The organism is Pseudalkalibacillus sp. Hm43 (assembly GCF_051842935.1).
Taxonomy (GTDB): domain Bacteria; phylum Bacillota; class Bacilli; order Bacillales; family Fictibacillaceae; genus Pseudalkalibacillus.
Map to the genome: position 1 here is coordinate 2,199,825 of NZ_JBPXRR010000001.1, position 20,353 is coordinate 2,220,177.

25 protein-coding genes are annotated in these 20,353 nt (G+C 40.6%); 5 read left to right on the top strand and 20 right to left on the bottom strand.

Features of this window, described 5'->3' with window-relative positions:
- The first annotated feature begins 148 nt into the window (after positions 1–148).
- Positions 149–1,357 (top strand): MFS transporter, encoded by a 1,209-nt coding sequence (locus tag ACSVDE_RS11595; protein WP_439301047.1) that lies wholly within the window; start codon positions 149–151, stop codon positions 1,355–1,357.
- 32 nt (positions 1,358–1,389) lie between these two features.
- Here ACSVDE_RS11595 and ACSVDE_RS11600 read toward each other — a convergent pair whose 3' ends face one another.
- From ACSVDE_RS11600 to ACSVDE_RS11615, 4 genes are all read right to left on the bottom strand, one after another.
- A complete protein-coding gene (locus ACSVDE_RS11600) occupies positions 1,390–1,755 on the bottom strand; it encodes a cupin domain-containing protein (protein WP_439301048.1) in 366 nt (121 codons plus the stop codon).
- Position 1,756: 1 nt separating this feature from the next.
- On the bottom strand, positions 1,757–2,515 hold the full coding sequence (locus ACSVDE_RS11605; RefSeq protein WP_439301049.1) for a serine hydrolase: 759 nt from the start codon (positions 2,513–2,515) through the stop codon (positions 1,757–1,759).
- Between the two features lie 122 nt (positions 2,516–2,637).
- The gene (locus ACSVDE_RS11610; protein WP_439301050.1) at positions 2,638–4,227 is read right to left on the bottom strand and encodes a sodium:solute symporter family protein; all 1,590 of its coding nucleotides are present in this window, start codon (positions 4,225–4,227) and stop codon (positions 2,638–2,640) included.
- Complete coding sequence (locus ACSVDE_RS11615; RefSeq protein ID WP_439301051.1) at positions 4,224–4,343, bottom strand: symporter small accessory protein; 120 nt, start codon at positions 4,341–4,343, stop codon at positions 4,224–4,226. The genes ACSVDE_RS11610 and ACSVDE_RS11615 overlap by 4 nt, the downstream gene beginning before the upstream one ends.
- 285 nt (positions 4,344–4,628) lie before the next feature.
- Here ACSVDE_RS11615 and ACSVDE_RS11620 point away from each other — a divergent pair, with 285 nt between their 5' ends.
- The gene (locus tag ACSVDE_RS11620; protein WP_439301052.1) at positions 4,629–4,817 is read left to right on the top strand and encodes a YjzC family protein; all 189 of its coding nucleotides are present in this window, start codon (positions 4,629–4,631) and stop codon (positions 4,815–4,817) included.
- Between the two features lie 53 nt (positions 4,818–4,870).
- On the opposite strand, the gene ACSVDE_RS11625 is transcribed toward ACSVDE_RS11620, so the two are convergent.
- The 3 genes from ACSVDE_RS11625 to ACSVDE_RS11635 are packed head-to-tail and all read right to left on the bottom strand — an operon-like array spanning position 4,871 to position 7,610.
- Positions 4,871–5,335, bottom strand: a complete 465-nt coding sequence (locus tag ACSVDE_RS11625) for a CotY/CotZ family spore coat protein (protein ID WP_439301053.1) — start codon at positions 5,333–5,335, stop codon at positions 4,871–4,873.
- The gene (locus ACSVDE_RS11630) at positions 5,322–6,365 is read right to left on the bottom strand and encodes a YheC/YheD family protein (RefSeq protein WP_439301054.1); all 1,044 of its coding nucleotides are present in this window, start codon (positions 6,363–6,365) and stop codon (positions 5,322–5,324) included. The genes ACSVDE_RS11625 and ACSVDE_RS11630 overlap by 14 nt, the downstream gene beginning before the upstream one ends.
- Positions 6,366–6,389: 24 nt before the next feature.
- Positions 6,390–7,610, bottom strand: coding sequence for an ATP-grasp domain-containing protein (locus tag ACSVDE_RS11635; RefSeq protein ID WP_439301055.1), 1,221 nt, complete (start codon positions 7,608–7,610; stop codon positions 6,390–6,392).
- 429 nt (positions 7,611–8,039) lie between these two features.
- Here ACSVDE_RS11635 and ACSVDE_RS11640 point away from each other — a divergent pair, with 429 nt between their 5' ends.
- The 3 genes from ACSVDE_RS11640 (at position 8,040) to ACSVDE_RS11650 (ending at position 11,254) form a co-directional block, all read left to right on the top strand.
- The gene (locus ACSVDE_RS11640) at positions 8,040–9,392 is read left to right on the top strand and encodes a cyanophycinase (protein ID WP_439301056.1); all 1,353 of its coding nucleotides are present in this window, start codon (positions 8,040–8,042) and stop codon (positions 9,390–9,392) included.
- Positions 9,393–9,664: 272 nt separating this feature from the next.
- Entirely contained in the window at positions 9,665–10,624 is a 960-nt protein-coding gene (locus ACSVDE_RS11645) for a LacI family DNA-binding transcriptional regulator (RefSeq protein ID WP_439301057.1), read from the top strand.
- Positions 10,625–10,675: 51 nt separating this feature from the next.
- Positions 10,676–11,254, top strand: coding sequence for a hypothetical protein (locus ACSVDE_RS11650; RefSeq protein ID WP_439301058.1), 579 nt, complete (start codon positions 10,676–10,678; stop codon positions 11,252–11,254).
- Between the two features lie 20 nt (positions 11,255–11,274).
- On the opposite strand, the gene ACSVDE_RS11655 is transcribed toward ACSVDE_RS11650, so the two are convergent.
- From ACSVDE_RS11655 to ACSVDE_RS11715, 13 genes are all read right to left on the bottom strand, one after another.
- Positions 11,275–11,679 carry an RDD family protein gene (locus tag ACSVDE_RS11655; RefSeq protein WP_439301059.1) on the bottom strand — a complete coding sequence of 135 codons (405 nt, stop codon included), beginning with the start codon at positions 11,677–11,679 and terminating at the stop codon, positions 11,275–11,277.
- Positions 11,680–11,695: 16 nt separating this feature from the next.
- A complete protein-coding gene (locus ACSVDE_RS11660; RefSeq protein WP_439301060.1) occupies positions 11,696–13,093 on the bottom strand; it encodes a M48 family metallopeptidase in 1,398 nt (465 codons plus the stop codon).
- Positions 13,094–13,182: 89 nt separating this feature from the next.
- A complete protein-coding gene (locus ACSVDE_RS11665; RefSeq protein ID WP_439301061.1) occupies positions 13,183–13,869 on the bottom strand; it encodes a Type 1 glutamine amidotransferase-like domain-containing protein in 687 nt (228 codons plus the stop codon).
- 15 nt (positions 13,870–13,884) lie between these two features.
- Positions 13,885–14,445 carry a GNAT family N-acetyltransferase gene (locus ACSVDE_RS11670; protein WP_439301062.1) on the bottom strand — a complete coding sequence of 187 codons (561 nt, stop codon included), beginning with the start codon at positions 14,443–14,445 and terminating at the stop codon, positions 13,885–13,887.
- 166 nt (positions 14,446–14,611) lie between these two features.
- Positions 14,612–14,761, bottom strand: a complete 150-nt coding sequence (locus ACSVDE_RS11675; protein WP_439301063.1) for a hypothetical protein — start codon at positions 14,759–14,761, stop codon at positions 14,612–14,614.
- Positions 14,762–14,780: 19 nt separating this feature from the next.
- On the bottom strand, positions 14,781–15,446 hold the full coding sequence (locus tag ACSVDE_RS11680; protein WP_439301064.1) for a cyclase family protein: 666 nt from the start codon (positions 15,444–15,446) through the stop codon (positions 14,781–14,783).
- A 29-nt stretch (positions 15,447–15,475) separates the two neighbouring features.
- The gene (locus tag ACSVDE_RS11685) at positions 15,476–16,042 is read right to left on the bottom strand and encodes a GNAT family N-acetyltransferase (protein ID WP_439301065.1); all 567 of its coding nucleotides are present in this window, start codon (positions 16,040–16,042) and stop codon (positions 15,476–15,478) included.
- Positions 16,043–16,058: 16 nt separating this feature from the next.
- Positions 16,059–16,589, bottom strand: coding sequence for a GNAT family N-acetyltransferase (locus tag ACSVDE_RS11690; RefSeq protein ID WP_439301066.1), 531 nt, complete (start codon positions 16,587–16,589; stop codon positions 16,059–16,061).
- Positions 16,573–17,403: a class I SAM-dependent methyltransferase gene (locus ACSVDE_RS11695; RefSeq protein WP_439301067.1), complete on the bottom strand. Its 831-nt coding sequence runs from the start codon at positions 17,401–17,403 to the stop codon at positions 16,573–16,575. Before ACSVDE_RS11695 ends, ACSVDE_RS11690 begins: the two co-directional genes overlap by 17 nt.
- Before the next feature lie 288 nt (positions 17,404–17,691).
- Positions 17,692–18,582, bottom strand: a complete 891-nt coding sequence (locus ACSVDE_RS11700; RefSeq protein ID WP_439301068.1) for an alpha/beta hydrolase family protein — start codon at positions 18,580–18,582, stop codon at positions 17,692–17,694.
- A gap of 94 nt (positions 18,583–18,676) precedes the next feature.
- Positions 18,677–19,213 (bottom strand): GNAT family N-acetyltransferase, encoded by a 537-nt coding sequence (locus ACSVDE_RS11705; RefSeq protein WP_439301069.1) that lies wholly within the window; start codon positions 19,211–19,213, stop codon positions 18,677–18,679.
- Positions 19,214–19,226: 13 nt separating this feature from the next.
- Positions 19,227–19,640 carry a hypothetical protein gene (locus tag ACSVDE_RS11710; protein ID WP_439301070.1) on the bottom strand — a complete coding sequence of 138 codons (414 nt, stop codon included), beginning with the start codon at positions 19,638–19,640 and terminating at the stop codon, positions 19,227–19,229.
- Positions 19,641–19,661: 21 nt separating this feature from the next.
- Positions 19,662–20,312, bottom strand: coding sequence for a uridine kinase family protein (locus tag ACSVDE_RS11715; protein WP_439301071.1), 651 nt, complete (start codon positions 20,310–20,312; stop codon positions 19,662–19,664).
- Between the last annotated feature and the right edge of the window lie 41 nt (positions 20,313–20,353).

The following is a 20,353-nucleotide window of genomic DNA, read 5'->3' on the forward strand; positions in this document are numbered from 1 at the left end:
AAAGGATTTCTAATTATGGTACATACGCTACATCTTAATCCATTCGAACATTAGCGCCGCTGCAGCACCAATCGAATCCGAGCCCCTCCGATGTGGATGAATGACTCAGCAATGTGTAAAAATCCACACATCATCGGAGGAGAAATCTATGAACAAACAACTGCTCATTTTATTGATTGGTAGAATCATAACAAACATCGCAGACAGCCTGTACATGATTGCAACGATCTGGTATGTCAAAACAACAACCGACTCTGCCTTTTTAATCGGGCTGACGAGCGCTATTGCTATGTTGCCGGTCACTTTGCAATTTTTATACGGTCCGCTGATCGACCGATTTTCAAAACGAAAGATCTTATTTTTCGCAGAGCTTGGTCAAGGGATATTAGTCGGTATCATCGCGCTACTTTATTTTTCAAATGTGCTCTGGCTGCCACTCTTATTCGTATTGATGTTCCTGGCACTGGCCTTATCAGAGGCGACCTATCCGACCGAAAGTGCATTGATTGAAGGGTTAGCCGACCGGAAAGATCTAACGAAGGTCAATTCTGTTTTTGCTTTTTCCTATCAAACGCTAGACATCATTTCGGATGCAATTTCCGGAATTCTGATCATCTTTGTTGGACTCGGCATCATTTACGTATCCAATAGTGTGCTTCTGATTGGAACAGCGCTGCTCTTTCTCATCTATTTAAAAGTACCGAAAACAAAGAAAGAAGCACAGCCCTCCACCCTGAAGTTCCTTGAACAGTATAAGCGTGATCTCATTGAGGGTTATACCGTGGTAAAAGGACGGACCATCTTATTGAGTTTGATGTTCGGCATCATTGGGATCAATGTCCTCGCAACGATGGGGCTCGCAATGCTGCCGGTCATATCAGAAAGTTCAGCTGAATTCGGTTTCTGGCTCACTGCGATGTCAGTCGGAACATTGCTCGGGACAGTGCTTTCAAGCAAGGTGGAGCATCTCCCATTGAACCGCATCATGCCAATCGCCTCCCTTTTTTCAGGGATCTGTTGGATTACGGCTTTCGCCTTGAGTGAATGGTACATCGTACCGTTTATCTTTTTTGGCTTTTCATGGGTTGGAATCGGGATCATCGGCATTTATGTACAGACCTTGATTCAGGTGAATCTGCCTCAGGAATACTTGGGAATTGGATTTGCATTCATTTTATCCATACTTGGTTCACTAAGTCCACTTGGTTATTTTCTAGGAGGAATTTTTGGGGAATTGAGTTCAGGACCACTTATCCTACTTTTATCAGGAATCGGTTATTTCACATTCACGTTCTATTTCTGGATCCACCCTAAACTGAACCGGTTAAGCAACTCGCTACACACCCGTTTTGAATGAAAAAAAGGGCTGACTTCTCGTCAGCCCTTTACTTATGCGTTCACCATTCTGGCAGGCATGAAGGATGAAGGGTCCAACTCTTCGCTTTCAATTACGATTGCGGTTAGTCCCGTTTCCGTCTTCGTTTCATGCCATTCATCTTTCTTCCAAAAGACCGCGTCACCTGCTTTCACAGGAAAGAATTGATCATCCTCTCCCCTGACTTTTCCTTCGCCACTCATGATTAACAAAAGTTGAGGAACAACCGCCTGATGATAACCGATCAATCCGTCCACATCCAGATGCATACACCCGATATGTGCTGGCTTATCCGTCATGACAACTCGGGACATGATGAACTTAGAATCAAACTGTTTAATGTCTTTCCCTACTGCTTGATCGAATCGATAAAACTCCATCCTACATATCCTCCCTGTGGTTGTACATCATTCGTAACGCTTCGGTTACTTTCACGTCTGCTTCTCCATTTCCCGATCGATCCGGTAAATTTTTTACACCGACCACATAGAGAAGAGGGTTGTGATGGAACTCCCCTAACATACCAAGATGAACAAGGGCAGTTGGCAATCCGCCAGTCATATGGTTTAGGTGATGCGCCGGGATTCCTTCAATTGGACCTTGTTGTCTCACCAGTCCATTCACGACCGGTTTCCATAACCCAGAGTCAGAAATATACCCCTCATAGACTTCATTCAATAAGATAAATAACTCGTTCAAGTTTCCGCTATTCTCTATATCCGTTGAATCCGACTTCAGGTTGATACTACGGAAGAATTTCTGCAGTTCTTCATTGAACGCATGCCAACCACCACAGTGTTCAACAACCCTTTTGGCAATCACGTTATCATGACACGCCACCATAACTTCGATTGCATTTTCCAAAGTGAGCTCCTGCATTCCTTGCAGATGAGGATAAAGCTCCCTACTATCTTCTTTTTCATCGAATTCGATTCCGCTCACCGTCTCGCTCCAAGAGAAATAGTTCAATTGCACCCACTTCGTAACGACAAAACCAATCGCTACTTTCCCTGCTGAGGCGAGCGGAACATTCAAATCACCATTAAATGAGGCGATAACATTTTTCTCAGCTGGAGAATAGATGATAATCCCTACTTCCCCAGTCTGGATTTCCGATAATTTTTTGATGACTTCATTCACAGTAATCTCTCCCACTTCCATTTTTCCTCACAACTACTTCTATATGAGCAGATGATAACCTTCTTCTAGCAAAAAGAAAGACCGTAAAGGCAATCGGCCTTTACAGTCTTCCAAAAAACAATTTACAGTGCGGTTTTATGTTGTTCTTCATATCGTTCTTTCACACTTGTGCCTTTCGTAAGCAAGCTGACCACAATGAAGACGATTGTGGATAATGGCAGTGCATAGAAGAGTGGGTCAATGTGTGTCCACGGGAATGCTAACAAGGCATCTTTTCCAAAAATCGCTTTGGATAACCCTAAAGCCGCTGATTCTTTTACATGGAGGAAGAGGAATCCTAAGATACTGACTGTAAAGCCAGTTATGACACTGTAGGTTGCCCCTGCTTTTGTCGCACCCTTCCAATAGAAAGCTCCAATCAATGCTGGTAAGAATGCGGCTCCACAAATACCGAACCAGAATGCCGTTGCTGTGGCAATGACCCCGCCAGGTAAAATGTAAGCCAGGATGACTGCTGCAACCATTCCAAGTATGACTCCTACTCGAGATACGTTCATTTTCAGACCGAACAACTTGTTAATTCCCATCGTTTTCAAAATATCCTGACCAAACGCAGTCGCCTGAACATGGATCAATGACGAAACCGTTGATATGGTCGCGGATAATAACGTCAGTGTGAAAAGATAGATGAACCAATCCGGCATAATGGCGTTGATGAATTTCGGAATGATCAAGTCCGTATTACCACCCGCAGCTGTTAACGCAATCTCTCCTGATGTGTTGAAGAAATACAGGTTGCTCAATGGACCAATCGCAAACGCCGCTCCTGTCATGAACAAGATGAACACGCCACCAACCAATACGGAACGGTATAGTGCACGGTCGTCCTTCACCGTCATACAACGCATAGCAAGCTGTGGTTGAGCCAAAACACCGATTCCAACACCCATGATGATCGTGCTGACCATCGTCCACCAAAGTGGTGAACCTAACGCAGGCATGCTTGTCCATCCGAGATGCCCTCCATCAATAAGTGGCTGCGGGACCAAATCTTTCATCGCACTTAATCCTCGATGACCTTCAATAAATCCACCAACAGCCTGGTAAGTGACGAACAAGAATATCGCCATCCCAACGAGCATGATGACAGCTCCGAACGCATCGGTATACATGACCGCTTTAATTCCACCACTTATGACATAGAGGGCAATGATCAATGCTAAAATCAGCAACGCAATATTAAAATTCATCGCGAGAGACTCTTCCAAAAAACGTGCCCCACCAATCAAGACGATACTCGTATAAGCTGGCATCAGTACGAAAATCATCGCACCAGCAAAAACAGTAATAAAATTCGATTTATACCTTTTTCCAAGTAAAGTCGGGAATGTCGAGGCATCCAATTCAATTGATAATCTTCGAATCTTCGTACCAAAAATCGCAAAAGCTACAAAGATTCCTAACACGATGTTCAGAAATGCGAGCCATAACAAGCCCATTCCAAATACACCTGCTGCACCACCGAATCCGATGATGGCTGAAGTACTGATGAACGTCGCGCCATAAGAAAGTGCCATAACGGCAGGATGGATATTTCGTCCCCCGACGAGATAATCTGCTTCAGTCGTCGTTTTTTTGTAGCCGTAATAAGCAAGTCCTGACATGATTCCTATGTAAACAATACAAATCGGTATAAGGACAGCCAAGTTCATTGTGAATCATCCCCTCCGCGGTTCCACATCACAGCCCCGAAGACGACACAACCAACTGCTGCAAGGAGTGTTCCAATCCACGCAATCCCAACGATTCCATCTTCCATACCCAACACAATAACGTCCCCCAATCACAGAGTTTGTAAGCGCATTCATTTTTAACGTAAAAGGAATGCTCAACTAAAAAAGATGACCACTTCTCTAATTCCTTTTCTGTCTACAATATTCCTTCCATTCAGACAATATTTTTCTCAATATTACAAATATTCTATAGGAGTATGGATGAAATATACATTTTATTTCCTCCACATAAACTTTATAAGTAAAATAAGTTTACCCTTTCCTTATATGGGTTACATATTAACTGTCGACAAAAATAACCAATTAAGGAGAGGATTTTCATGGCTGATCGTTACAAGACAGGAGAAAAAGCTCCAGCAAACGGAACGTATGAATTCGATGGTTTAGCAGATGGCAGAAAGAACAGCAATCCAACCGACGATGAAAAACATATCAAATTGGAAAGCGGAGAAACATTCCCTCCCCTTCGCTCCAGTCAAGAAACAGCTTACTGGAAGAAAACGAACTAATATACCAATATAGTAAACCCTGGAGTCCAAGTACTCTAGGGTTTACTTTTCACTTAACATTTCGGCTGTATCGGTAAAGGACGGTCTATTAACTTAGGACTAGCACACTGGATGGCGCAAAAGCGTTTCAGATCTACTTCAACACAAACATCCGTTTTTTCAAGACGAAACGTGTCGCATATGGAATCTGTTACACAACCATATTCATCTACAGATCTCAGCAAAGATAAGGTGGCGCAACATAAATGGGAATCGACCTCTTCAACTCGAAAAAAGTGGGTCAAGAAGCAACCATATCCTTCGTAAGATAAATCTCCGATGTCACCAAAAGCTTTGAACGTTTTGTCTTCACAGTTGAACAAGATGATGGGAACAGTATCTTTGTCAGATGTTTTGTAGAATAAGGACTCATTCACGCAACCATTCTTTTTAAACTTATTCTGTAAGGCTTCAATTTTCTTCGCCGTTTGGCATACACAAGATGATTTCGGGCATGCATCGCGATCAAACAAGCTCATCGTTTTTACCCCCTTTCGAGGTCTCATGTAAATAACAGGCATAACGAATCATTGTTCTTGTGATGTCTGAATTAAGATTAAAGATCGGCGGAACTCCAGGTCGCCAATTCACTTCATAAAGCCAAATCTTCTCATGTTCATCCAACCCAACATCCATTCCCAATTCGTCCAACGAGTCTTCATATAGACTATCGAAGTGCTTTGAAAACTGGAGTGCGAATTGCTCTAGCGTTCTTTTGATATTAAAATAATGCTCCCCGAATTCATATTTTAGAAACTTTGTGAGCTCTGACGTATATCCACCCTTGCTCAAGTTTGCTACAACACCTTCAACAGCGATTTGCGGATAGATCGTTGCTACAGTCCATTGGCCTTTCCCATTCTTTTGAGTATGAAGTCTAAGCGTATAGGCCAAACCTCCACGTGTTTTGCTTTGAATAAATGGTTGAAAAAGAAAAGTAGTGTCTTTCATGAGATCTTTTAAAAATTCTTCTAACGCTTGTTTTGTCATAGTGTGTGAATCATGAAGTTCATTTACAGAGTAGTCCATTCCAGTTCTCTTAATATGAATGACATCATTTCCTTTATGACCAGTAACTGGTTTTACAATGATTTCAGGATGCATGCTCAGGTAACTTGTGACTTCTTTTGGGCGCATGATTTCAAAGGATGGTATCAAGTATTGGGCATATTTCTGCGCGACCTTGATCCGCTCATAGACGCTGATCTTATCCCCGATCGCGTAGCTTGTAAAAGGAATTTCCGCCCTTAATTGATCAATGATATCTTGCTGTTTACTCGTATGAGCTGAACTAATGTTATAAATGACATCTGGAAATGAAACCGTCTTTTCAATCCATTCTCCACTTTCATATACCCATCCTAATATGGTCCTTTCACTCAAGTTCACTCTACCTGGTGAAAAAAAGACGAATTCTACATCTTCCATTTTTGCTGCAGCAGCATACGAATAAGCTTTGTAAACAGTCTTAGGGTCTTTACGATGAGAAAGCATACCGACTGTAGTCAAAATTGTCTCCCCTTCCTCTACTACCTACAATGGTTCTAGGTGAAAACGGATTTCCTTTGATGCGTTCAAGGCATTTTGTTTGGCTTCTTCAATTGTCTTTCCTGTTGCGATGATGTATCCGTACCGGTTTCCCATTGAAAGAGGAGGTCGTAGGAACATTCCTTTTCTTGGTTTAATATAGACTTTCTCCACTTCAGGACATCTAGACGCCCTCTTCTTACCAGTAACTTTCAAGAGTGTCCCTTTTTTATCAATCGTCAGATAATGCGTATAAACGGGTCTTGACCTTCTCTTATTTATGTTTGGATTGTCACCAAGATTTAGTTTGAGCGTTTCAGCTACTAGATTGATTCCAGTCGCTGCTTCAATCATGTCATTCATGGCTCCACCTGAAATTCTAGGATTGATTTCAATCAGCCTCCACTCACCTTGCACCAACCTTAATTCCAGATGACAAGCCCCGCTTCGCAACTTGAATGCAGCGATAATCTTGGAGATCGTTTCATCCAGACTGTTCTTCAACTCTTCTTCAACAAGGGCGGGCAACACTGCATAACCTGTAATGATGAACCGTTTTCCGATTTGTATTTTTTGTTTGATGACTGCAATGGTATGAATGATTCCTCCATCTATCAGAATTTCTACTAGATATTGAGGACCTTCCAAATACTCTTCTACAAGAATTACCTCTTCTGGATAACGCTCAGAGAGTCGTTGAATAGCGTGTTGTATTTCTTCCATTCCTTTTGTCAGTATGACATCCTTCGAACCAGTGGAAGTAGGGGACTTTACAATCCAATTCCTTGTCAGATCCAGCGTGTTGATGAATTCAAATATAGAATCTCCAGGATAATAGAATTTGGCATAAGGAGTGAGCCCCATCCCTGCTAAGACACGATGGGTTTCATACTTGTTCTCCATTTTACCTAGTGCTTCAACTGAAACATTGCAGACGCCATACTCATCTGCAAGTTCTGCGGCAAGATGGACATATGGATCGATAAAGCTTACAATACTTTTGATTTCTCTCCCTTTTTGGGTTTGTTCTTTGAGGTGGAATCGTAATTCCTTTTTTGTAAAACGGCTGTAAATGATTTCATGAATATCCTCGAATTCTGTTCGTTGCTTGATGAACTTTTTTTGATTAGTTAGAAGTATTGTGAAGTATCCCATCTTCTCTGCAGCTCTTATAGCCTCTCGACTAGAACCTGATTTATTAGTCCCAATAAAAACGATGGTCTGCATATATTGCGGTTCCTCCCCTAAGAATTTCTTGCATACGGCCTTAAGTCATTACATAGGATGAGGAACCTATCAGTTAAGTTCCTTTATTCATTGAAAATAGGTAGAAATCTACTAAACTATTACATATTATGTAAAATAGTGTAAATTATATGGTTTATATGGTTTTTATTTACATGTAAATAATAGGAAGTAGACGTCCTCAATTAAAAACTACAACAGCTCAATTTTAGCCTATATATAGGTATCCATCCCTCTGTCTTATTCTCAGTATGGGTTCTTTTCCGCTTATTAGGTTCTAATAGGTTCTCATTAATTCCGCACTTAAATGACAAGCCGTCAATAGATTCTTACTCTACTAACTATCAGAAAATTGGAACAAAACTTGCATGTTATTAACAAGAAGAATTCAAAAAAGAAGGAGAGATGGTCTTGAATAGTCACAAGAAACTGGTTAGTAGTTTAGTAGTCGCTTTGCTTTTGTGTGCCGCAATCATTTTGCCACTCATGTTTCAAGATGGTGTACAAGTAAGTGCAGGAACAACTAATGAGAAAGGATCCCTTGTCATTGTTGGTGGCGCATTGTCACCGGATAACACTGAGGTATATTCAGCGTTCATTCAAAAAGCACAAGAACATCAAAACGAAGACATGTCCAAAATTAAAATCGGTATTCTTCCCACTGCAAGCTCCAGTCCGATTCAAAGTGCGACGTCTTATAAAAAGGACTTCATTCACTATGGTGTCGCTGAACAAAACATTGATATCATCCCTATTGCCGTTCGAGACGATTCTTCAACGGAAGAAGATGAATCCACATGGAAAGACAATGCAAATGACCCTGAACTTGCTCGCCAGATGCAACAATACGATGCCATATGGTTTGTGGGCGGGGACCAGCTCCGTTATACCGACACACTTTTAACTGAGAAGAAGGAAGACACTCCTGTGTTAACCGCTATCCGAAACCTGTATCAAGATGGGGCTGTGCTTGGAGGCACAAGTGCTGGTGCTGCCATAATGAGTGATCCAATGATTGGAGCTGGGACAAGCCTAGGTGCTCTGAACGAAGGTGCTACCAAGAGAGATAATTATGATGATTCTGATGACAACAGGGTCTTCTTGACGAAAGGTCTAGGATTTTTCGAGCTTGGGATGGTCGATCAACATTTCCTGGAGCGAGGACGATTTGGACGTATAATCGTGGGAGCCTGGGAAGCGGGTAAAGCTTATGGCTTCGGAATCGAAGAAAACAGTGCGATGATCGTCGATAATCGAAAGAAAACCATTCAGGTTGTTGGCGAAAGCGGACTTATTATCATAGACTTGGCTGACGCAAAGAAAGGTTCAAAATATCCAGCACAAATGCAAGATGTGAAACTCAGTTACATTGAAAAAGGTGATCAATACCATTGGGATACAAAAACTTTTGACATCATTAAGGGAAAATCCCTCATTGAAAACCCGTACTATCCGCCAAACTCAACCAACACAGGGATTTTTGAAGCAGATGCCTTAAAACAAGTGATGACCTACGATCTTGTTGACAACGAAGCAACCGAAGCGGATGCTCTCGGTTTTGAGATGATAAATGAAAATCGAGGTGAAGGATTCAAGCTAACATTCCGTGAAGCATCTGAAACATCCGGTTATTGGGGCAAGATCAATGGCGAAGAGTCTTATGCTGCACTCAATGTTATGCTGGATATAAACCCTATGAAGATTAAACTAAAGGTAAAAGAAGCTCGCTCGAAGGATCTTGTTCCTTTTGGATCGGATCGTTAATTTCCATACAGATAGGGGCTCATAATGATGAGCCCCTATCTTTTTTACTATAAACATCAAACAAGTAACGATATTCATCGTCTGTGTGAAACGTATGATCTGGTTTGTCATACTCAAAGACCGCCAACGACGAACATGCTAGAATAATGGTACACAGGATCAACAAATATAGGATAGCCAAAGTAATCTCCTCCTCATTATCGCGTTTTCAAGGTAAGCTTAATGTATGAAACGCGTTTCAGAGCAAGGAGAAACTGAAAAAGGGTGATCAAATGCCAAATATTCGTGATATCGCCAAGCTTGCTGGTGTTTCCGTAACCACAGTGTCGAGAGTCCTCAACAATCAACCATACGTAAGTGAACAGAAAAAGCAAGCCGTTATGAGTGCCATTCAACAACATAATTATCAAAAAAACATTAACGCTGTTCACCTTAGTAAAGGGAAAACGTTCTTAGTCGGTGTTGTCATCCCCTTCTCCAACCATCCCTATTTTGGATCTCTTGTGGAAGGAATTGCGGCAGAAGCGCTGAAAAACAATTATAAGCTTGTCCTTTTCCAATCGGATTATGACGTGGAGCGGGAAATGGAAGCCCTCGACATGTTGAAACACAAACAGATCGATGCGTTGATCATCTGTTCAAGAATATCGGGTTGGGACGTCATTGAGCGTTACACAAGCTACGGGAAAATCGTGGTTTGTGAGGATGCCCGACAGAAAGAAGTATCTGCGACCTATGTTGATCATTATGCCAGTTTCACAAAAGCGTTGGACTATTTACATAAACAAGGACACCGTGAGATTGGTTATTGCATCGGAAGAAGATCCGGCACAAACAGTCTCCAAAGAGAATCAGCTTACAGGGATTTTCTCAAACGAATAAAAGAATCTTACCGAAATGATTTTGTGTTCGATGAATGTTATAAAGTTGAGGATGGTGAACGAGTCGTTTCTTCACTTGTAAAAATGGAGAATCCTCCAACCGCTCTCTTGATTACGAGCGATCAAGTAGCTGCAGGAGTCGTTACCTGCTGTAAAGAACAGGGAATCTCCATTCCAGAGGACTTAGCGATTATCGGATTCGATAATCAACCGATCGCCAAGCTGATGAATATTACTACGATTGACCTTCCTCTTGTAAAAGTTGGTCAACAATTGTTTGACCAAGCCATGACGGAGCAAGTCGCCCACATCGAAGTTCCGACAACGCTAATTGAACGCGAAACGGTATAATGTGAAACCCTCAAATTTTAGCGTACGTCTATGAGATAAAGGGGGATGAATATGAAAACTTTTTGGAGTTTACTATTCATATGTTTCATTACATTGGTTTCTCCATATGCAATCGGTCAGGCTACAAGTTGGGTGGAGTTGAAACCAGAAGTAGTTGTTGAACGAGCAGATGTGGTCGTCAAAGGGACATATGATTTTTCTTCAAAGCCTAAGACAAGCACCTTCATTTTTGGTGGATACGAGTTTAACATCAATGAAATTTATAAAGGAGAGACCACAAACCCTGAAATAGTGGGCATTGATGCAGCTGATGTCGGTTGGGCAGAAGATTTTCAGAATGACGGTGGTGAATTCCTTCTGCTTTTAGAAAAAGTGGAAACAGCTGATTTCCTTGTACCTGTTGCTGGACCAAACGGGATGATTCAAGTTAAAAACGGTCAAGTTGAGGAATTTAATCAAGAAAGAAACGTATTTTTTCAGGAATACATCAATTCTAAACCTGTTGTAAAATCAACAACTACTTCTACAGTAAACCAATCCCACAATGCTAATTGGTTTTACATAAGTCTTATCGTTGTACTCATTATTTCAGCATATCTACTAATAAGAAAAAAACGGACGCAATCTTAGCGTCCGTTTTCCATTGTTTCTTAAGGTTTTTGATGGGTTACATATGTGCCTGCGATAAAGTCATGGATGGATCTTTTGTCTTCTCTTAAACCGATCATGAAAGCACTGACGATGAAGCCTATTCCAAGCGTAATAGTGTATACAAGAGTGGCAACAACTGTACGCATCAACATCGTACCAATCCCTACCTTATCTCCATTCACTTTCGCAATACGTATTCCTAAGATCCTTTTTCCAATCGTGTACCCCGTCCATACGACTGGGAGAATCAAGCCATATAGGAAGCTTGTAATGGAAGTAAACGCGTTTTCTTCCATCGTTCCGAAAATCATGTAGCTGATTAAGCCGAGTGGTATTCCAACAATAAATGCATCTAAAATAAGTGCTAATAATCTTCTCCAAAATCCTGCTGGTTCTGAAATCATGTGTTCTCTCCCCTTTTTAGTTTTGACTTGCTTGTTTCAACAATTCTGCTATTTCTCGATTTCCGAATTGGATGGCATGCATAAGTGCTGTCTGATTGTCCATATCGACCATTTCAAGGTCTGCCCCATTATCAATCAACAATTGAACCGTCTCGATGTTGTCACTGAAGACCGCATAAAAAATCGGTGTCATCCCACCAAAATCCTGGTAATTCAAATCCGCTCCAGCCTCGACTAATCGCTCCACGGTTTCTGTACTTGCGTATTCTGCAGCAATCATGAGTGGGGTCATACCTGAATAATCTTCATAATTCGAATCTGCTCCAGCTTCCAATAACAACTGGACCATTTCATCGTTTCCATCTTGCACAGCCCAGTGCAAAGGTGTGAATCCTTGAGAATCTTCAACATGAAGGTCCTCACCAATTTCAATCAAAGCGACTACTTCATCACGATCCCCTTTTACAACCGCATTAATCATTGGTGGCGGTTCATCCATAAAAGCGAAACTCTCTTCTGCATCCGCTAACATATCTTGAAATGAAAAGCGTTCGATGAGTGAATAGGCTCCAAAGACCACCGCACCAAATACAAGGACTGCTCCAGCTCCGAGTACCCAAGCCTTGCCTACTGATTTCTTTTCTACGGCAAAACCTCTATCCTCAGCAAAAAACAGTTCGATTTCACGAATTCGTTTTGGAAGTGGTGGATGTGTGGATAAAATTTCACTGAGCCACACGAAGAACCCTTTCTCTTGATCAACTTGTTGTAGATAAGCTTGGCGATCCACATGTTTGAACAGCGATTTACCGATTGCAAAAATCGTTAGACCATTGGCTCCCGCTTCTGGTTTTTCAGTGTAATAGGCAGCATACCGATCACAAGTATATTCACAAGCGCGTAAATACAGTTCAGCTAGGCCCGGAATCCACATTGCCGGTAATAGAACTAATAATTTGGATAAATGCTTTCGCTTAATATGGGCTAACTCATGAGCAATGACGAAATCCAGCTCGTCATCTGCTTCCCTTTCGATCAGCTCGAAAATTTCTGAATAGAGGACGACCATGTTTTTACCAAAAAAACGGGTCGCAAATGCATTGAGCATCCCTGAAGATTCCATGACATAGACATCCGGTACATAGGGGATATCCATTTTTGCACACAATTCTTTCGTGCGTTCATACACTTGAGGAAATTGATGTTCACTGAGCTTCACAGCATTCATACGAATGTTTCCAATCATCAACGCTGTAACGAATAAAGACATACACGCGATAAAGAGCGCAATGAAAATCCCAATGATTGAAATGGATAATAGAATGTATGTAATCATGCTGATGGTTAAGACCAACCAGAAATATTTTTTCTCATTCTTATGTACCAACTCGTTGGCAGCTATGTTTTGATTCATTCTGTTCTCCCCCCTTCCTTTTGTCAATTGTTGTAAGCCAAGATAAATTATACAACTAAAATAACAAAAGGGGGAGAAAAATTTTTTACTCAAATTATGGTAGATGATGAGGTGATGTCTTTATACAGTCGTCTTTTGGATTCACTTTCAAAAAAATAAGCAGGTTCGTTTCCTATAAGCTTCATTCGTAAATTATTAATATATAACGCTGTTCCATTCGGTATAGCTACAATAGGTCTATCAATCTGCCGGAGAGAGTCTTTTATCTCATGATCGGCTTCCTCCGTGTAATGGCACCAGATCAGCTTACCTTTGAATAGTTCTAATCCCGTGTATGCATTAGGATTAGGCTGAGGATCATCACCCACATAGAGATGTGCAATCGTTTCACAGAGAATCAATGCACCAGCACTTTGCCCGTATATGATTCCTCCACCTTCAAAATATTGCGTTACGACTTTTGAAAAACCGGTCGCCTTGAATGCCTCTAAGAGTCTTAACGGATCTCCACCACTCATATAAACACCTGAATACTGTTTTAAATCATCAAGTGTCTTTCCTTCAAAATCTGTCCACATCTCAATCTCTTTAACGCCAAGTGGATTGAACATGCTTTTTACATAATCAAGGCACTCTTCATATGGTCTGAATGAGGGATCTCCAGCAATGGGTATGTAAAGGATAGAAGGGCTCGCGTTCAATTGTTCAACAAAATGTTTGTTAATCGGCGCTGACTGTACTGCATTCCCTCCACCTGAAAGTAACAATTTGCCCATGATAACCTCCCTCTGTCAGTTGATTCTGGAATAGATACATGTGTCAGTTAAGCGCTCTCCATCTACGGACACATCATCATTTCGCATGATTCCTTCCAGAGTGTAGCCCAATCTCTCTGGAATGGACCGGCTCTTCTTATTTTCCGATTCACATTGAATTTCCACTCTTCTCATACCCAAGTCTTCAAGAGCAAAGTCTGTCAGCCTGCCGACCGCTTCAACCATATACCCCTGACCACTGAACCGAGTATCAATCCAGTAACCGATTTCAAGCTTCGGGACTTCCCAATCAATCTCATGGAAACCTGTACTTCCAATGAACTCTTTCGTTCCCTTATGAAAAATAAGGTATCGCAAGCTGGTACGCTTTACAAAGTTCGCATGTGCTTCTCTAATGTTAAGCTCTGTATCCTCAACAGTCGGTACTGTCTGTACAAACGGCAGCCATGGCTTCAGTTCCTTTAAAGATGCTAGGATGGCAGCATTCACTGCTGTACCATCTCCACACTTAGGCATACGCAGAATTAATCTTTCAGTCTCTAAAGTCGTTTCAATTTCTCTTAAAATCGGATTCATGGTGCTCCCCCTTTTTACTGAAAAGACTCTCGCCTACTAAACGAGAGTCAGTCAAATAAATTAATAGATATGTTATCATTATTTTCCAGTATGTCAATGTTACTTAATAGATTTATACCTTCTTACCGAATCGACTATGTTTTTCAAATAACCCCCACCACTTTCATCAATTTTGCTTCTTGCCATTCAATTCTTTTAGTAAGGCGATGATTTCTTCATTTTGTTCAATTTGTTTATCGGTGTTCATTTTGACAAACTTGATCCACCGGACAGCAAATACTAGAACAATAATGGTGAGTATAGTCCAGATTTCCAATGTCACCCCTCCAACTCAATTAATCTGTTATTTCTGCAAAAGCTCGAACTGGAAACGTACCGAAGTCTTTAATTTTCGGTGGGACAGCATAAAAGAGAAAATCTTTCCGTTTCAGTTCATTCAGATTACACAGATGTTCCACAATCAAGATCTCTGCACCAAGTAAAATGGTATGTGCAGGACGAGTATTACCGGATGTGTCATCAATATTAACGGAGTCAATCCCAACCAGTGTTACCCCGCTTTCCTTCAGGACATGTGCGGCTTGTTCAGTTATGTAGGGATGGTTTTCAAAGTATTGGTCGGTGTTCCAATGTTGGTCCCAGCCTGTCTGAATGAGTACAGCTTTACCCGCAAGATCAAGCCCTTTAAAATAGGTTTCATCAATTTCTCTAACCGTCTCCTCAATATGTATGATGATACCTTCTAAGCCAGCGAATTTATCTACGACAACTTCACTCAAATCTTTACCATCGTCATATCGGTGAAAAGGTACATCTACATAGGTTCCTGTGTTCGAAACCATTTCAATCTTACCGATCTGAAATTCAGTTCCATCTTCATACATGTCTTTTGATTCTTCTCTACTTAGATAGTCACATATGATAGGCGCAGGGAGCCCTTTGTACGTTATCATTCCATCCTCAATCGTATGGCTCAGGTCTATGAATGTTTTTTTCCCCACTCTTCTATCCCTCCCTTTTATCCAATCCCTTAACCCATGTTGTGGGGTTCCCATTCTCTTCTTAACAATGAAAAAGAATAATGGTCGTAATACTGGCCCCGGAATAGATGTTTCTCTCTGTATATTCCTTCATTTTTAAAGCCAAGTGATTTCAAAAGCTGGATAGAAGCTTCATTCTCTATAGCGGTAAAGGCATTGATGCGGTTCAGGTTCATATTACGGAACCCACTTTCAATCGCCTGCTTCAAAGCTTCCTTCATGTATCCTTGCCTCCAATACTCATGCCCTAAATCGTATCCGATTTCAGCTATATGATTGGTTCGATCCCACAAATGAAAACCACAAGTTCCAATGGAGTTTCCGTCTTCTTTCTTTACTAGAATCCATCGATTATACCCTTTAGCTGAGGAGTCATGGTAGGAATTCACGAGTTCCTGAGCCTCTTCTTTATTTGCTATCGGTTCTTCATCATATAAGTATTTACAAACCATCTCATTACTGAAATGCCGATAAATAAAATCCGTATCCTCCTCATTTATCCCTCTCAACCTTAAACGGTCCGTTTCTAAATCTGGAAAAACATGATGTTGATTCATATAATAATCTCCCATTTCATTGATTTGTGATGTACTTCTCCATCCGTATATCTGTCCACATTTTATTTTGGTAATAGGTAAAATCGGGAATCCGCCCAATCTCTTTGTATCCTAATTTCCGATACAATTTTTGCGCTTGATGATTGAATTCAAAAACCCCCAGTTCAATCCGGTGGAGTCCTTGATGTTTAATTTGTTCCTCCAAGTACTGCATAGCGTGATGCCCTACACCTTTTCCCCTAGCTTCCTGCTCACCTATTGTAATACCAACCCAGGCAGTTCCGGGTTCCTTGATAAACAAGTGTTCTGGGTCTACCATGTAATTCATTTCTCCAATTAACTGATGGTCAAGATAAATCAAATAGATATGTAAGTGCTCTAATCGTTGTTGTAAATCCTCAATTGTAAGTTCCCGCTGAAGCTCTAGTTCAGCCTGACTAGGGTTAGGTCGTGTAAACGGAATTAAAGCAAGATCATTTTCCCATCGGTTGTATGCTTCCACTATCTCTGGAGTAGGTGCTGTCAGTTTGCTAAATTGAAGATTCATAGGATGCTCCTTCCTCTCTTTTGGTTGCTACCAATGTAAAAACACCAGGTAATCGATCCTCAATCTTTTCGGGTGAACCAGGTGGAAATGCCCACTTGATCCCTTGTTCTTCATCTAGTGATTTGATCACCAAGCCAGTATCAACAAGAGCAGTCACAATTTCACCTAAGGTCCACCTCCGGATTTTATTTTGCTTCAAGGTGGTCCTCTGGTTTTCTGATAGCAGTTTACTAAAAGCGACGTCGACCTCTACAAGCTCTTCAGAGAAGTAGTTTCCAGTCGCTACACAAGTACCACCCTCAAAGTTTAACATCTTAGAGACAAAAGGATGATAGTCTCGCAAAATGAAGGTTCCACCAGGTGTAAGTAAGCTTTGTATCAACCTGAATAACGGTTTTAAGTCTACAAAGTAATGCAAAACCCCTAGTTCTAAAATTACATAATCAAAGTAGCCCAGCTTGTGTTCTTGTGGTATGTCTAGAACATCTGAAACAATGTATTGGATATCAACATTGGCAGCCTGAGCTAATTCAGTAGCATACTTTGCATTGTCCTCTGAAATATCGACAACCGTTACATCCGCTCCTAATAGTGCAAAAGCTACCGCTTTATTTCCCTTTGATCCCAGGAGGTTTATAATTCTCGATCCTTCAACATTCACCATGTAATTGAGATAATGAGAAACAACCTTTTTCGGTTTTTTCATTAATTCTTCTGCGTACACACCCGGAGTACCGTGCCGATTCACCCATGCCTGGTAAGCAGCCTGGCTCCAACCAGCTTTATTAATGCTACTTAATGTGTTTTGATCCATTAATCCCTCTCACACCTTATTAAAAATCTCTTCAACTTGTATTCTCTAGTGGTATAACAATCCCTCTTCATGTATATAAAAGAAACGGATCCAAGGGTGACAAAGCTTATTTCTCACTTGTATCATTTATAGCTTTTTCTAAACGGTTCAACTTACCTTTAATATGGGATAATTCTTTAAAAATTTTCTTTGTATTTCGGTAAGAGTCAATTGAAACTGTAATTGTCAATACGAGAATAATGAGAAGTAATATGTTTTGCATAGTCCACCTCTGTCAGGAATTGTTTCTTAATTCTTTAAGTGGTGATTAAACCATTTCTCAATCTCAATTGATGATTCCTTGAAATGACTTGAAATGGAATGATCGGCATCAGGGTATTCTACAAATCTGTAATCCTTGTTATTCTTCTTAAGTTCTTTTGTAAGTGTACGAGCTTGTTCAACTGGTACTTGTTCATCTTTCGCACCGTGTACAATGAGTATCGGTACATTAATTTCATCCGCCCAATAGACCGAAGAACGCTTTTCATATTCAGCTTTTTCTTCTTTAGGTGTGCCTACTAACTCTTCTAGCACACTCTTCATTTTTTCTCCTCTTTTATTGTATAAATCGAACAAATTACTTGTACCGCTTATTACCGCTGCTGCATCGATGTCCATATCATTTTTTATAGCAAGATAGGTCATCATTCCGCCACGAGAAATACCAAGCATTACTTTTTTGTTGGAATCAACATACGGAAGTTCTTCTGCTACTTTCTGGAGATTAAGAACATCATTTATATCGGATCCTCCAAACTCTTCTTCTCCTTCTCCTCCATCATTTCCTCTGTATTGGGAAGCAAGTACTACATAACCTTTTTCTGCCCAAAAAGCTAAATAGTTAGATAGAATTTTCTCTTCAAGCTTGTCGTATTCTTTGTTTCCACCTCGATTGAAAATCAATAAAGGTAACTTGCCATCTATTTTCTTAGGTTTTACTATAAAACCTGCAACTTCAAAATCATCACTTAAATACGTAATTCTTTTTGCTTCAACATTTTTAGAATAAGGAGTATCAAAAAGTATATAATCTTCCTGATTCACAATCACTGGGTGTTTTGTTTTTTCCGGATTTGAGCAACTACTCAGTATCAATAAGCTTAGACATATGTATAACACGTAGCTTGTAAAACGCATATTCCCCTCCAGAAGCTGTTTGTACTAATTAATACGGATATGGATTCTAAAAGTTTCCACAAAAAGAGCTGAAGAGTTACATCTTCAGCTAATCCTATTTCACAATCGAATACAGCTTTAAGTCCCGGTGGGTTCCTTTCACCAGCATGGCTTTTCTTACCGTTCCCTCATAGGTCATTCCCAACTTCTTCATAACCCGTTCTGAACCGTCGTTTTCTAAAAAGCATCTTGCCTGAATGCGAACGAGATCCAACTTTTCAAATCCGAATGAGATGACAGCGTTAGCCGCTTCTGTAATCAAGCCTTGTCCCCAATAGTCTTGTGAGAGGACATAACCGATTTCTGCACTATGATTAGCTTCATCCCACCAAACAAAATGGACGGTCCCGATGAATGCTCCACTTTCCTTATGTTCTATTCCCCAAGGAACAACATATTTAGGAAGGAATGTCTTGATAAATTGCTTGGATTCTGACAAATTGGTATGCCTCTCCCATGCCACTAGTCTCGTTACGTCGTCATTTGACGCATAATGATGGAGATCTTCCGTATCCTCGAGAGTTATTTCTCTTAGTATGAGACGGTCTGTATTCAACGAAGGAAAATCACTAAATTTCTCTTTCCACTTCATGCGTACACCTCAGTTATTTCAGTTCTATATTATATGACGTTAATACTTTAATCTTCGAATTCTTCCCTGCACTGGTGAATTGATAGATATCACAAAATGAGATTTCCTTTGAGTTGTCTAGAATGAGAGAGCCGTTCACTGCACCTTCTCTACCATGCGTAATAATGCTTTTTATCTCTATCTGAAGCACCTGACGATCTTTGTTCATTTTACATAGCTGATTATAGCAATTCTCTCTCCCATTTATCTTATTCTCTCCAACAATCTCCCACGTGAAGCCATCAGAGATATAGTCGCTTAAAGAATCAAGATCTCTCTTCGCAAAAGCGATGGTAATCTCTTTGATTAGCTTTCCTTTTGGAGAGTTACCACAACTATCAGGGCATATGACGCTGAACTCATGTGGGTCAAGACTTGTATGATCCATCTTCATCAACCTCCCATGTATTCAAGAAAACTGTACAGCAGATTTTTCGATTTGATATTCATTGTTTGAGTTTCTAACGATCACATCGAAGTTCTTTTGATACGGCTGCATGAACAACTCATATTGAATCCTTCGCTCTTCGTGAGATTGTTTTAAGTAGTCGAGATTTAAGCCTCTTTCCTTAATATCACGATCCGTTCTTCTTAGAAATTCCGTTTCGCCATCTGTATAAAAGAATATTTTGATATCTATTAGATCAGGATTAACAAAAGCGACACTAATCCCTTCAATGACCGTCACACGATTCTTAGATGACATCAAAGTGCTTTCTGAATAAGAAGTCCCAATTGAATAGAGATCCAGACCACCCTTAATCATTATGATATCTCTTTCTAGCGCCACTACATTATGGGCAGCGGGATGACAAGCTGTCATTTTAAAATGATGTTTCTTGTTTTCATACTCATAATCAATTTTGGCGTACTTTCTAAGATTAGAGCCAATGATATAAGGGTCGGTGTTCAGGTGATTGACTTCATCTTGGCCTAGAACCTTTACAAGTTGATTGGCAAACGTTGTCTTTCCAGAGGCACCATGACCGGATATGCCAATGATAAGTCTCTTTTTGCTGGTGTTAACCTGTCTTGCAATCTGATGTATAAGTTCTTCCACTTGAGTCCCTCCATAAATAAAAAAGGGCAAATGCTCATGCC